Origin of the sequence: Legionella santicrucis (assembly GCF_001468135.1) — a bacterium.
GTDB classification, from domain to species: Bacteria; Pseudomonadota; Gammaproteobacteria; order Legionellales; family Legionellaceae; genus Legionella; species Legionella santicrucis.
Genome location: NZ_LNYU01000081.1, coordinates 71,636 through 86,349, shown reverse-complemented (window position 1 = coordinate 86,349; position 14,714 = coordinate 71,636). Strand labels below are relative to the sequence as shown.

Here is a 14,714-nt window from a genome sequence, read left to right as displayed (position 1 = left end):
TAGGCATCTTTCTTATAGGTCATTTTAAATTGGTGTTTTTTTGCACAATATCCTATAGTTTAATAGTTAACCCATAAAAGAACAGCAAAAATTTGGGTAAGTTACTAATGATGACTTTAAAGTCATTGAGAGTTTTCACTATTAACAATCCGATTACTCAGATGAGACTGAAAAAGTCGTCAAGGACCTCCTAGAGGAAACCAAATTAAATGGATATTTGAACAAGGAGACGTTATGAAAAAGTTAATTATAGGTTTTTTTATTATAGCTTCTTCTGTAGGCTTTTCTGCAACAAACACAGATTTAAACGCTAAATGGATTTGCACTACTAATGCAAGTAGCAGTGATGTAGCAGGAGATAAAGCTGCAGATGACAAGATGGCAAATACGCAAGGTTCAGCGGCCCAATCTTTCGCCTTTGCTGCCAAAAATTGTCGTGATTGCACTAAAATTACTTGTGAAATACAAGAGTAATTATTATTAAATGAAGCTGGGGAAAATTTTTATACCAGCTTCATTTAAGTATTCGAGAATAGTGAAAGAACATACTATCTTTATTTATGAAGATCATGCAAACCTAATTCGTTAGATTAAAGGATGAACACTTTTCTTATGCACAGGGCTTATTCCAAAAATTAGATCTAATGATTTAATGGTAGCGAGGGCTATAAGTTATGGATAAATGTAGCGTTTTAATTGTGGGGGCAGGTCCAACTGGTTTAATGGCTGCTTGTGAAATGGCAAGATACGGAATTTCCTTTCGAATTGTTGAAAAAAAGTCTGAGCCGACCAAAACAACTAATGCCGCAGGGATTCACACTCGAACTCTTGAATTATTGGATCATATTGGGCTTGTAGATAAATTTGTCGCAGCAGGTTTAAAAAGTGATCTCATGGTTCTTTATTCAGGGCAAAATAAATTAGCACAAATATCGCTACAAACAGACAGTTCTTTATTTAAATATATATTGATGTTACCTCAATCGTTCACGGAACTATTTCTGAATGAACGTTTAGAAGAGTTAGGACATCATGTGGAACGTGAACGCGAAGTTATAGGGATAAAACAAGAAAATAACGGTATTATTTCTACTATAAAGCATAGCGATGGGAGCATAGAAACCATTGAGAGTGATTGGATTATCGGTTGTGATGGTTATCACAGTATTGTTCGTGAGCAGTCTCAAATTCCAATGGCGGGCGCAGATATCGATAAAGAATTTTTTGTGGCAGATGTTCGAGTGCAAACCAATGCTATACCTAATGCTGTCATAATGTATTTTACTAAAGGTACGGTTTTAGGACTTTTTCCGCTTGCCGGTGATGAAAAAGGAAATGATAAATACCGTATTGTCGCTAATACAAACCTACCCGGGATAAAGAAATTATTTAATGATCAGGAAATTAAAGAATTAGTTTACAATCATACGGCAAAGCAATGTACTGTAACTGAGGTTCTTTGGTCTTCTCCATTTTGGATTCACAGCAAAATAGCGGAACGATTGCATCAAGGACGCGCTTTTATTGCGGGAGATGCGGCTCATGTACATTCACCAGCTGGTGCGCAAGGCATGAATACTGGGCTGCAAGATATTTATAATCTAGCATGGAAATTAGCATTGGTTATTCAAAAGAAGGCGGATCCAAGTCTATTGGACAGTTATCAAGATGAGCGTTATCGCATCATGAAATATGTTGTAGGTGTTACGCATAAACTCTCTTTTTTAGCATTGACAACTAATCGATTTGTGATTGCTATTCGTGATTTCATGATGAAAAATGTTGGTGGTAGATCAAAGATATTTCAAGATAAGTTAACGAAATACGTAGTTCAGCTGGCTTGGAATTTTCGTAATAGCCCAATTGTTGATAAAGACACAAAAGGTCGTTCATGTTTACCCAAACCTGGTGATTTAGCACCAAATGTACAATTACAAACGGATACTACTTTATTTGATTCGTTGCGTAATACGCAACATAATTTATTGATATTTACTGGATTATCACCAAACGCTGCAACATTAAATAATATTAATTTGACTTATCAGTGGATTAATGCGCATGCTAAAGAGCTTATTAAGCCTCATATAATTGCTGCCCAAAAATCTGATTTTTCTTGTGCAATTGATGATTATACGCTTGATATTCATCATCGCTATAATGTAACTAAACCTTGTTTATGTTTAATTAGGCCTGACCGCTATATTGCTCTTTTTAAAGAGGGAACGGACTATCATCTTGTACAAGATTTTTTTAACCGAATAAGAATTTTTTTGGGGAGCATTTGACTCGAAAATAGGACAGAGGGGATGAATTGTCAAAACACCCTAATATAAATGATATAAGTAGCAGATATAATAGGTTTTTGATCTGTGTTATTAAAGTTATGTGAAAAAACTGCCCCCTTACAGGGAGCATGATTCTTGTATTTTTGCTTTTATTTCTATCTTAGTATTGAGTACTTAGACACGCATCCCTATCGTTGATGAAGTAGAATTATGTTCTTCAAATGAGCAACTCATTTGGACTTGTATATCCGCAATAGTCATATCAATTGCCTTAGTACATGCTTCACTTACGATCCGCGCGAAGGTTTTAATTTTATCATCGCCAGGCATTAGTTCGATATCTTTTGCGAACAGATCTTTGAGTTTTTGTTCATCTTGACTGAGTAATGTTCTTAAGTTTTCCAGACTTTGGGCTAGAGTGAAAAAGGACTCATTTCGGTCTCTTACACCAAAAAATCGAATAGGATTTGAGACTTTTTGCAGATATTCACGATCATCAAAAGGTAATTTAAGCTGATTTAACAATTGAATACACGTTTTTGGAATATTCCCGTAGACGGTGCAAATGGTTTGGAGATTAAGGATGATCGATTCAAAAGCAGGAGAAAATATTTTTTGGTCATAATACTTGTCGTAAGGCTGAAATAATCTTGAGAAAATGTTATTTGTTAATTCTACTTTCCTTTGCATAAAGATACCAAAAATTGATAAAACTTGAAGCAATTGTAAACGAATATAATCTTAAATACCAATAAAATGATAATCCTCTCTTAATTCTGTCGATATAAAAAGCACCATGCTTTTTATATCGAACCCAACATATTATTTAGAGCCATGAGGATTTTGTGGCGTAATTTTACTTATCTCTTCCAAAGTATCTTGAGTTGTAGGTTGCTCTTGTTGTTGTCTAAAGAACCGTGGTTGAGGATAATGAACCTTCTCTGTAGATGATTTGTCTTTCGTTGTACGTTTGTCCCTTTCAAATTCAAATCCAAAGTGTGATTTTACTTGTAATTTAGAATGTTTTTCCAAATGCGTATCTAATGTTGATTGTTGTTCGTGAGATAACGCTAGCTTCATCACTTCAGGCAATACTTCAATAGGGTGTTCAGGATCTTTGCTTAATTTTAATCCATGTAACATATCCCATTTCAATGGATCCGTTTCTTTAAGTGTTGGGTCTAAATTTTCTGTAAGTTGATGCGTTAATGCTATATGAGAAGCGTGAGCTATTTTTAATACGACCGCTTGTCGTTCAGGAGCAAGTTCGCTAAAGAGCTTAACCATTTTATTGGTATACTCTAGATCATTATCTTTATGTAAAATTTCGACGCTTCGTCTTTCTAAATATTCGATGAGCTTAATTTCATTAACATTTTCACAAAGTACCAATTTTAGAAATTCAGTATCACCATAGGCACTTTGTTTCACATTTGGATTTGGGAAAAATTCGCCCAGCGAACCATCTTTTTTAATTTCTCTAGCACCTATTATTCGCTCAGGGGATAAAAAAGGTAGCATATATTCCATTGCAGCCTCAGCATTACTTCGTTCTATGCCCATTCCTTTATCAACTTTTCCATCATAGCCTACACCAAAGCTAATATGACGGCCCACTGATGCTGCTTCATCACAGGCATATACGTAGATATAGCCATCCTGCATACCATAACTAGCAGCAAAATCGAACGCGGCACAAAATTTTAAGTTGGCAGAAGTTGACGTGATACCACCAGACCAACCAATTTTTTCGCCTTCTGTTTCAAATACGTCATTGACATAAGGTTTACTAATGACGCCTGACTGGAAAGCCCACATGCTGACAAATTGAGGAGCTAATCCTTCTTTAAAAGCCACTTCTGGTTTTCCATAATCACCCTCTGGACGAATGGTTCTAAATTGCATTTGACCATCACGGTCAATAAATTTGGCATTATACTTTGAATTTTCTAGACTATGTTTAATATAAGCAACACGGTTTTCTCTAAATTCTGGTGATGTCACCATTAAGGTATTCGCTATTGTATTTACAATATTTTTTGCGTCCTTGATAAATTGTTGTTTGTCTAAAATTTCTTTAGGATGATCGACTTTTTCACCGGATTTTTTACGCAGATTAATCTCTTTGCTTAGTTCGGACTCAAAGTACTCCTTTACTTCTTTTTCATAAGTGTCGTACTTTTTAGGATCGCCACTGGCAAGGCGAATTGCTTGTTTGGCATCCGCTTCAGCGCCTTCAAAATCAGAAAGTAATTTACTTGCTGCAGAGATAATCATTTTCTCTGCTTTAAGTTGATTATTAACGTATCGATTTAAATCATCCACAACCCTATTAAGTTTTCTGATATTTTCATACGTTTTCTCTTTATACCAAAGGTCAATTTCGCCGGAATTACCATGAACAAGCTTAATCGCTTCAACATGTAGTTTATCTAGCGCTTCCCCTTCGTATTTTTTTGACGCTATTTCTTGAATGAGCTTAGTCAATTTAACACGTTCAGAATAAGTTAAATCTCTCATGGTAACCCTCGGTTTTTAATCTTAATATATAAATTGTATCATCAGTATATTAAGTGATTATTAAAAAGCCATTTTGGATTTTACGAAATTTTGACTGTAAAGCTTTTCTAACTTTGTTAGATACATTGGATTTATTGCTCCCAAATCGTAAATAATTGGCTCTGCGGGTGATCATAGCCGCCCCCTTAAATAGGCTGAATCTTCTACACATCTTGTTTATCCCAAAGAAACATGATCAAATCACCTCTTTTAAGGTGATGTATGGATTTAGCAATTGAAGATACTACAGCATGGTCGGAAGCTATTTTTGGTTCAGTTGCTTTAGGGGACAAACGACTCACTCGTCGATTAATTAAAATAGGTAAACAATTATCATCCATACCTGGTGGTTCTCTTGCAGAAAGTTGTGAAGGTCAGGATGCGCTCATAGAAGGTAGTTATCGTTTTTTACGAAACAAACGAGTCACTGCGAATCAAATTGCGGAGGGGGGTTATCAAGTAACCAGTTGGTTATCTCAGTCAATCCCAACGCTTTTAGCCATTGAAGACACAACAACGCTATCCTATACCCATCAAGTAAAAGAATCATTAGGTGATTTAGGCGGCCCTAAAGAAAAAAGCAATCGAGGTTTTCATGTTCACACCACTATGCTCATGGATGCAGAACAAGAGAAAACCCTAGGATTAATCGCGCAAGAACGTTGGTGTCGAGATATCAAAGAACGAGGCAAAAAAAATCATCGACGAGTCAGGTTATATACAGAGAAAGAAAGTTATAAATGGGAAAAGAACACCCGAGAGTTAGAGAACCGCCTGGGTTCTAAAATGTCTGATGTGATTTCTGTTTGCGATAGGGAAGCAGATATTTTTGAATACATTCAGTATAAGTTAGATCATCATCAACGTTTTATTGTTAGAGCGAGCCATAATCGAAAACTGGAAGGAAGTAACTGTTATTTATTTCAAATGTTACCTTCTGCAACAATCTTAGGTACTTATACAATTGAAATAGCTCAAAAAGCAAATAGAAAGAAACGCCAAGTGACTCTTGAGTTAAAAACTACATCTGTTACTTTCTCACCATCTGAACGAAGAGCCAAAGAACGTGAGTTAAAACCAATCACTTTAAATGTAGTCATCGCAAAAGAGAAAAATCCATCTGAAAGTGAGAGTCTTGAATGGATTCTATTAACCACAGAAGCCACAACAACCTTAGAGTGCACTCGAAAAATAACTCGATATTATGAGATGAGATGGCGCATTGAGGATTTCCACAAAGCGTGGAAATCGGGTGTCGGTGCTGAAGAGCAGCGTATGCAATCAATTGATAATTTAGAAAAAATGATTGTAATCCTCTCATTTGTAGCCATTCGATTACTTCAATTAAAAGAGTATTTTGAATACCCAACATTAGATATCAACGATAACAGTACTTCTTGTGATGAGTTACTCACTGACGCTGAATGGAAAGTCTTATGGAATAGTGTTGAAAGAAAATCATTACCTGAAAAAATACCTACTGCTGCTTGGGCTTATAAAGCAATAGCCCAGTTGGGTGGTTGGACTGATTCCAAAAGAACTGGAAAAGCAGCTTGGTCTACTATCTGGAAAGGATGGTTCCGTTTACAAGAGCGAGTTGAAGGACTTAGGATAGCTACCAAATTGATGGAGATGTGATCAAGAGACAGACATTTGGGGTAGAGCCAAAATCATCGCGACCGTTTGATTTATTGGCGTTAATTGGCAGTGATTGTGTTGGTGCAATACAAATTGTTGATCGTATTCCTCAAACACAGCGTCTAAGCATTGACAGTCACGTTGTCAGTGAGGCTGAGATAGCTCGTACTTTACGTTCTTACCAAACCTCACCACTAGGAATGGATAAAGAGGATGATGAATTTAGAATCTCAATAGCCGGTGCTCAGGAAAAAACAGCTTTTCTATATTACCAAAATGAATGGCATAAACCATTTGGACCTACACCAACAACTCACATATTCAAATTACCTATTGGATATTTACCACATCAAGGAATTGATTTAAGTGAGAGTTGTGAAAATGAACATCTCTGTTTACTACTAGCCAGCAAATTTGGTTTAGATGTTGCAAAATCAAAAATCTTACAATTCGAAGATGAAAAAGTGCTGGTTGTCGAAAGATTTGATAGAAAATGGAGTCGCGATAGCCGTTACATACTCAGGTTACCGCAAGAAGACCTATGCCAAGCATTGGGTTATTCACCAAATTTAAAATATCAGTCAGATGGTGGGCCGGGTATTAAAGACGTTATGCAGCTGCTTAATGGTTCGCAACAGCCTCAAAAAGACAGAGATGATTTTTTTAGAGCTCAGGTTGTTTACTGGTGCCTTGGCGCTATTGATGCGCATGCCAAAAATTTCAGTATAAGTATACAACCACAAGGCGGTTACCAGCTCACCCCCTTATACGACATCATTTCAGCCTATCCTTTAGTCGAACAAAAACAGTTACAGTTTAAGAAATTGAAAATGGCAATGGCTTTATATGGTAAAAATAGTCATTATAAGATTGACGGTATTCAAAAAAGACACTTTATTGAAACAGCAAAATACGTTCAATATTCTAAAATTAAAGCAGCTCAGATTTTTGAACAAGTGATTGACCGTATTGATTCTGCTATCGATGAGGTATCAACACAATTACCAAACTACTTCCCAGAAAAGATTGCCCAGCCAATCTTCACAGGCATGAAGGATTTTAAGGAGCGAATAATATCCGCCCCAACTCTTCTTAATTAAGACGCAATGAATCATCATGAATTTTCATACACTACATCTTGTTGCAGTTGTCTTTCTAACAGCGTTGCAGAAGGGGTAAATACCCATACACTTCAAAAAAAATCAGTTATCTGCTGCATTGGCTTTCTAAGCCGTTCAACATCGGTCACGATATACCAGGCAGCGATATCACCGTTCATTTTATGATTCATCAAACGCTTTAAAGCATAAGCCGAGATATCCAGACCCTCGGCAATAGTAATAAACGTTCGTCTTAGATGAACCATAAAATGAATACCTGAGAGCTTGGTCACCTTGGTCATTTGCTTACGCGGCTCAATAATATGACCTGCTGCTCTCGTACCGAGAAAAACATAATCATTAATCCTCTTTTGGCTGCGTGATAATAACAGTTCATAGAGGTAGGTAGAAAGGGGCAGGGTATGAGATTCATGATTTAGTATCAAGTACGGTTAATGTTTTGGCGTTTAAATCAACTTGATCCCAGCGTAACGTGGCTGCTTCCTGACGGCGTAATCCCGTTAAAGGTAATCTCGTAAAACCTCATTTTGTAATTATTGTAGCCAATCCCAGCCTGGGTTTTGGCATCTTAATTCGATAACCAATCCATATCAATTTAAAAAAATGTTCCTCTAAACGTTCCTTTCAATCTCTTGCTAGAAAAAAATTAAGGAAGGTAGGTATAGTCATATTGAGTGAGAGCCCAATTACGAGAGCAGATTTAATCACCAGCAGAGAACTCTAATACAATCTGTAATTTTCAAACCACCTGTAATTTAATAACAGTTAGCATATTTCACTATCTGTGACATGATCGCGTACTTATATACTGAGTGTCCTCCCAAATCCGGAGGCTTTTTATTTTTTTGATAATATAATCAACCATTTTCAAGAGAGAAGTTAAAATGGATCCTAATACCTTGCATAAGAAATCAATACCTGAATTAAAAGCTTTGCTGTTTCAACGGAATGATAAAAATGAAATAAGCGCAATATTAAAAGCAGTAATAAAGAGAATTCTAGAGGGAAACAGCCAAGTATGGGAACTAAGGAATTTGATTGGTGCTTTTCCTAATGAAAATTTAATTTTAAATACAAAAGGACTTTTACCTCTTAAAGACGATTGTATAGAAATACGCAAATTATTTTTTAGAGAATTATGTAGGAGTTTTGGCTCAAATCCAAATTACCGATCGGGAGAGCCTGATGGTTCAAATGCGAGTTATAAAGGTTTTGTTAACGATTTGGGCAAGATTAGAGGTAACTTAGGGGAATTTCCGGAGTTGGAGGATCGCGTTATAGATCAATTTGTACTTGCTCATTTTACTACTGGAAACTCCGCTATAGCTGAAAGAATAGCACCTTTTATGGAAATATTTTTTGATAGGAATTTTCGTTCAGATTTAACCCCATGCTCTATTACTTTAGAGCGTTTACGAAGTAGATATAATGAGATTAATCCCTCAGTAGGAAGCTACAATTACAGAAGTTAATAAAATAACGTAGAAATCTAACAGCAAGTAGGTTGGGTCGCGACCCAACATAAGTATTTGCTTTTAAGTGAGATTCTAAGTTGGGTCTTGACCCAACCTACTCGTTGTTAAACCTGAAATTAATAGGTAAATTATTTCGTAAGTAGTCATTGCCTGCGTAGATACTGTCTTTAAATGCAAGATAAATTTTCATTAAAAGGCAGTTCTCTTTTTAAAACTCCAAAGATGATATGAGCTAATTTGGGCATCACAGAGTTTTTTCATTGTTCTCAATCCTGGTAACAAAAGTAGTTAGGCCTTTGTTGTATCTTTTAGCCACTAATGCGACCATATAAAGAGCTTCCCCAGGAAGCTTTAGCAAAGTTCTTGATTAAGCCATCAGTAATTCAATTTAAGTCAAAAATTAGGAGTGAGCTATTAAATGTTGGTGAAATCTTCTTTTGTTATAGAGCATCATTTATCAAAACAAGTACTCTATCGAATTAAAAATTCGTAATTGAATTTTTTACCTATTTCTATTGTTTATTTGTAGCATAACAACGAGGCAAACAGAAATTCGAGTATTCATCGATTTATTAAACAGGGAATAATTGATGAGAAATGGGATGTGGCAAAAATCCCGTATTATACTTGTGCTAATACACGCCACTTATTATTAAATTTAATAATACTTAATTTTAGATTTAAAGCGCCAAAGCAATAATAGAACACTAAAGCTGGCAGCTAAAACCATTCCCCACCAAAGACCAACGCCGTCCAATGCTAAGCGAGTCGCCATAAAATAGCCTATAGGTAATGCAATGCCCCAAAAGCTAAAGGTGGAAATGAATAAGGTGAAATGCGTATCTTTTAAAGCGCGTAATGCACCAAATAAAGAAATCCTGATGGCGTCAAAAATCTGAAAGAAGGCGCTCACCATTAAGAACTGAGTTGCAAAATGGACTATTTCTATATTTTCAGGTTTATTAACATTAAAATCGATTGAAATTAACTGAGAGGGAAAACACCAATAACAAATAGCAACAAGCAGCATAAATAGCATTGAAATAAACACACCGATATAGGCGGACTTTTCTGCTGCAACTTTATTGCCCGCGCCTAATAAATGCCCCATACGCACCGTTACAGCTTGTGCAGTAGAAAAAATTACAGACATCAATGTTCCAAGATATTGTAAAGCAACTTGATTTGCAGCCATAACTAAACTACCAAATGAACCCATTACTAAAGTCAATGCAAAGAAAAAAGCAACTTCAACACAATACATTAGCCCCATGGGAGCACCAACATGCAACAGTTCAATTAAATGAGAAGGTCTGGTGAAATCGAATATAAAGCTAAAATAGTGTTTATAGTTTCTATTCGTTAAAGCATATCCTCCTATGGAAAGACCTACAATCCAATTGCTAATAGTAAGCCCCCAACCAGCGCCAGCAATACCGAGCATAGGCAGCCCAAATTTACCGAAAATAAGAGAAAAACTAAAAAAAATAGTTAATGAAACAGAAAATATATTGAATATTAAAATAAGGCGCGCATGCCCCAACCCCATAAATACCTCGAGCAAAGCTATCATAATCACGTTGGGCAAAATACCCCACGCCATAGCATGTAAATAGGTTTTGGCAAGCAGCACAATAGCAGGGCTTTGTCCCAATAGCAAAAAGAGTGGAGACATATTCCAAAATAATAAAAAAATGGGTATAGCAAATAAAATAGCAAGCCAAAATCCATCACGCACTACAAGTAAAATGCCATGCTCATCTTGAGCACCATATTTATGTGCTACTAATATATTGATAGAGCTTAAGGTTCCAAAAAGTATCACAACAACAGTACCAAATGACCAACTAACTAATGAGCCGGCAGCTAAAATCTCTGGGCTTAAATGCGAAAGAAAAAGTGTTTCGAAAAACCAAACAGCAGATTGCACCAAACCTGTCAGCACAAGAGGGAATATTAATTTGAGTAGTGGAGATACATTATTTTTCATGCAAATAAGCCTTCTATGGCTTGACCAGAATAGAGTGATTATTTATTTTCACAAATGATATCATAGGTAACAGAGGGAAAGTGCTAACTCCTGCAATTCCCTCTATTGGGTTTGGAATAAATCCTTGATTACGCTGTGCTCCAGCAAACAAAGCCACACGCTCAGTTTGATAGCTTGCCGGCGTTAAGATAATGCACACTCTGCAAACACTTTCATAGCGGCAACTAAATACTCTACCAAATCTGGGTGCAACTGAGTGTAAAATGAATGAAAATCAGGATGGTCAAGGTACATTTGTCCAAGCCCTAAATAAGTTTCTTTGTTTGGTGTCCAAAAATTATTAACCCAATCGTAATGCTGTTGAATAAGTTTTTGAACACTATCTGACTCTACCTTCTGACCTTGTTCGAGTGCATCCACAATTGCCACATGAAGTTTTTCACCTGCTTCTTTAAATTGTTCCCAATCATGTTTCCTCCAATGAGAAACACGCTGCCAACTATCATCAATCTGTTTTTGTGACATGATACCTGTATCGAGCATATATTTTTCGTGCTCTTGTTGTTTGATTGGATCAAATCCATCATACATTTCTGCATCACGCATGATTATTTTGCCTCTTAAATGTGAAATGGTTTTATCAATAGTCTTTATTAGCGTTGCTGTTCGCTTAAGCCCTGATCGCAACATGGATTTATGAGCGTTTAATGATTTAATTTTATCGAAATCATTACTGCTTAAAATCCGTTGAATGTCATTTAGAGAGAGCCCAAGCTCACGAAAAAATAGAATTTGCTGAAGCAGAAGTAACTGCTCTTCTTTATAATAACGATACTGATTCTCGCCATAAAAAGCAGGCGCTAGCAAACCAATTTCGTCATAAAATCGCAATGTGCGTGTACTGACACCTGAAAGCTTCGCTAATTGGTTTATCGTGTATACCACTATTGCACTCCTCTAACCGACAAAGTACACGATAAAGGTTGACGCAACGGCAAGGTCAAGTGTTTTTTCATTTCTTACGGATGAGTGCAAAATCTGAATACATTTTACTCTATAATCGCATCAGAAATTTACAAAAAATTATATATTTACTGTTGGATTTAAATGATCGGATTAAGGTATATTCTCTACTTACTTAGCGCCCATCGGAAAAATTTTCGATGCGAACTGAGTAATTATGGAAATATTTTTTAAAATTTTTCAAAGGAAAATCATGAAATTAAAAGTTATAAATACAATTTTATTCTTATCACTATCCCAATTTAGTTTTGCTACGCCCCCCGAGAAACCCAATAGTTGTCCGTCAGTATCTGGATTGCAAGCCGTAGGTATTTCTGAGGTCATAAAAGAAAACGGTCTTTGGTATGGAGCCGTGAGATCCAACAGTTATGATACTAATGATCAATGGACTTTTGCTATCGGAGCTTTCAGAGCAACTAATGAAAATGATGCAAAACAACAAGCATTGCATGCTGTAGATTCTTTAATTTTTGAAAGAGGCCCAATAGGTATTGATATTGAAGGTCAAGACAGTTGGGTATGTCTCTATAAAGACAGATCTGGACACTCTGCTGCTACCATAACACCGGCAATGGCTTATTTACATTCTTGGATAGCTCATCATTAAATTTTAACGCTAATCTTAACTATGCGAGTATTACTTAATAATACTAACGTAGGTCGGGCCAAGGCCCCAACCTACGTTTACTTAATCTCAGTATGTGAAATGTACCCTTGTTCAATTGGAGAAAAGTTTTTCCCAAGTAGGTAACTCTTCCTCTGCTGCCAGAATTGATTTAGGCTTAAATAGAGAATGTCCAGGATTTAAAATAGGCTCATACAGTTTATCTACATTATCAAAGGGTCTTTCCAAAGAAAGCAACTCCCCCTCTTTTGCTACCAGAATTGGTTTAGGCTTAAATAGAGAAAGTCTAGGGTTAAAAGTAGGTTCATAAAGTTTATCTACATCCTCAAAGGATTTTTCTTGTAGCGATTGGCGTACATCAAACAATAATTTTGTGGGTGCCATAGAGGGTAGAACAACATGCATAACCGCCGAATATACCCCACGATTTTTAGGTGCATAAATCGGATCGGAACTTTTACCAAGATCATCATCAAGATTATAAATATTTTCTTTCGTCAGATCACTTATCTCATGCCCATGAACAAAGTTAATGCGATAGCCAGAATGAGTAACGGGTCTATTCAGAGCACCATAGTTTCGGTTCATCATTATAAACTCAATCGGTGACTCAATAACAAATTCATTATTACACTTATAGGCAGCCGTCATTGTCTCACGTGAATATAGTGTGTTTACTGTATTTGTACCCACGTAACCTTGAAATACCCGATTAATATTATCGATGGTTTTAGCTAACTCTTTAGCAGAACTATCTAAATAAGGTACATCTAATTTTTTGGCAAGGCTTTCAATAGTTTCTAACCCAATGCCGGCATGGCTGTAGATCGTAATTTCAGACAGATCTTCATTAAGCGAGTATGAGATCGCTCGTAGTGCTGGCTTATAACCCACATTTGCTAATTCAAGGACCTCCTCCCTTGATATAACTCCTTTATCAACCAATCTTTGTAAACTTTCTATTGAATGACAAATTCCCTCATAGGGTACCATCGTTGTATGAAAACGATCTTCTTTTTCATAAGATTCAATAAATTCAACACTATGATTTGACAGTAATATTTCGACTGGGACTTTATTAAGTTGCAGTTTTTCTAACAACTTTAATGTGAAGTAATCGTTCGCTCCTCGATCAGCTAACTCATCTCCGAGAAGTCTTATCATCCTTCCTCGTTGGAAAGTAATATTCTCTAAAATTGTATTAAATTGAACAAGGCACTCTTTATCTATATTCTCAAGAGGCGTTTGATAAATTTTCACCAACTTCTCATAGTCATCTGGACTGATATCTGCGATACCATACCTAACTAAAAAATGTAATAGCTTTATCATATTTCCATGGAGATCACCGACAGTAACTTCTGCTAATGTTCCATCTAATTCAGTGTCATGAATTTCCGGTTTAACATAAATATCTACTTCTTCTCGCAATAGAACTGCCATTATATTTTCTCCAATAATTTAACATTTGCAGAATATAGATATGACTTTTTTCCAGCACATCAGATGAAGCAGACCATAAATTAGGATTTAATTGTTTTCTAATTTGATATTTTTACAAGCTGATTTACAGCACTGAGTATCTCAATAAAAAGAAAATATTGTTTTTTAATCATTCATAAAAACTTTTTAATATGTTTGAGTAAATCCCGGAGTCTATCTTCTCCCTTTTTTTTCGCATACCTTAATTCTCATGGATGCTATTGTACCAAAAAAGAAACAAAAGAAAAAGAAGTAATCAAAAAATATAAGTTTTAATCACAACTCAGGAGCAAATTTTTGGTTAACGATCTGGGCTGAGAGCAAGCAAGTGCAAAGCCAAACATGCATGTGGTGCTATTGTATCTTGTATCATATCGTTCAATGAGTTCATAAAAATTGGATTAAAGCAGGGACAAGCCGCTGTACTAGTCAAGAACACAAAGCTTGTCTTCTATGGAATGAACTATTATCTTCAGTAAACATGTTAACAGAGCGTTAATTATAACCATGAAT

At 36.0% G+C, this 14,714-nt stretch carries 11 protein-coding genes and 1 pseudogene; 6 read left to right on the top strand and 6 right to left on the bottom strand.

Going from position 1 to position 14,714, the window contains the following annotated elements; genetic code table 11:
• Positions 1 to 234: 234 nt before the first annotated feature.
• Positions 235 to 474, top strand: coding sequence for a hypothetical protein (locus Lsan_RS13805; RefSeq protein ID WP_058514794.1), 240 nt, complete (start codon positions 235 to 237; stop codon positions 472 to 474).
• 200 nt (positions 475 to 674) lie between these two features.
• Positions 675 to 2,288 carry an FAD-dependent monooxygenase gene (locus Lsan_RS13800; RefSeq protein ID WP_058514793.1) on the top strand — a complete coding sequence of 538 codons (1,614 nt, stop codon included), beginning with the start codon at positions 675 to 677 and terminating at the stop codon, positions 2,286 to 2,288.
• A gap of 174 nt (positions 2,289 to 2,462) precedes the next feature.
• On the opposite strand, the gene Lsan_RS13795 is transcribed toward Lsan_RS13800, so the two are convergent.
• Positions 2,463 to 2,978, bottom strand: a complete 516-nt coding sequence (locus tag Lsan_RS13795) for a hypothetical protein (protein WP_058514792.1) — start codon at positions 2,976 to 2,978, stop codon at positions 2,463 to 2,465.
• A gap of 132 nt (positions 2,979 to 3,110) precedes the next feature.
• The gene (locus Lsan_RS13790; RefSeq protein ID WP_058514791.1) at positions 3,111 to 4,808 is read right to left on the bottom strand and encodes a hypothetical protein; all 1,698 of its coding nucleotides are present in this window, start codon (positions 4,806 to 4,808) and stop codon (positions 3,111 to 3,113) included.
• Positions 4,809 to 5,069: 261 nt separating this feature from the next.
• Between Lsan_RS13790 and Lsan_RS13785 the strand changes: the two genes are divergently transcribed.
• Both Lsan_RS13785 and Lsan_RS13780 read left to right on the top strand, forming a co-directional pair.
• Positions 5,070 to 6,485 (top strand): IS4 family transposase, encoded by a 1,416-nt coding sequence (locus Lsan_RS13785; protein WP_058514790.1) that lies wholly within the window; start codon positions 5,070 to 5,072, stop codon positions 6,483 to 6,485.
• A gap of 53 nt (positions 6,486 to 6,538) precedes the next feature.
• Positions 6,539 to 7,585 (top strand): HipA domain-containing protein, encoded by a 1,047-nt coding sequence (locus tag Lsan_RS13780; RefSeq protein ID WP_237762143.1) that lies wholly within the window; start codon positions 6,539 to 6,541, stop codon positions 7,583 to 7,585.
• A 14-nt stretch (positions 7,586 to 7,599) separates the two neighbouring features.
• Here the strand turns inward: Lsan_RS13780 and Lsan_RS21705 are convergent.
• Positions 7,600 to 8,139: pseudogene (locus Lsan_RS21705) on the bottom strand (tyrosine-type recombinase/integrase); the annotation flags it as partial.
• 351 nt (positions 8,140 to 8,490) lie between these two features.
• Between Lsan_RS21705 and Lsan_RS13770 the strand changes: the two are divergent.
• Positions 8,491 to 9,078 (top strand): hypothetical protein, encoded by a 588-nt coding sequence (locus Lsan_RS13770; protein WP_058514789.1) that lies wholly within the window; start codon positions 8,491 to 8,493, stop codon positions 9,076 to 9,078.
• A 661-nt stretch (positions 9,079 to 9,739) separates the two neighbouring features.
• Here Lsan_RS13770 and Lsan_RS13765 read toward each other — a convergent pair.
• Complete coding sequence (locus Lsan_RS13765) at positions 9,740 to 11,071, bottom strand: MATE family efflux transporter (protein WP_058514788.1); 1,332 nt, start codon at positions 11,069 to 11,071, stop codon at positions 9,740 to 9,742.
• A 183-nt stretch (positions 11,072 to 11,254) separates the two neighbouring features.
• A complete protein-coding gene (locus tag Lsan_RS13755) occupies positions 11,255 to 12,016 on the bottom strand; it encodes a MerR family transcriptional regulator (RefSeq protein WP_058514786.1) in 762 nt (253 codons plus the stop codon).
• Positions 12,017 to 12,287: 271 nt separating this feature from the next.
• Between Lsan_RS13755 and Lsan_RS13750 the strand changes: the two genes are divergently transcribed.
• A complete protein-coding gene (locus Lsan_RS13750) occupies positions 12,288 to 12,701 on the top strand; it encodes a DUF4949 domain-containing protein (protein WP_058514942.1) in 414 nt (137 codons plus the stop codon).
• Positions 12,702 to 12,812: 111 nt separating this feature from the next.
• On the opposite strand, the gene wip is transcribed toward Lsan_RS13750, so the two are convergent.
• Positions 12,813 to 14,162, bottom strand: a complete 1,350-nt coding sequence (gene wip, locus Lsan_RS13745) for a Dot/Icm T4SS effector Wip (RefSeq protein WP_058514785.1) — start codon at positions 14,160 to 14,162, stop codon at positions 12,813 to 12,815.
• Between the last annotated feature and the right edge of the window lie 552 nt (positions 14,163 to 14,714).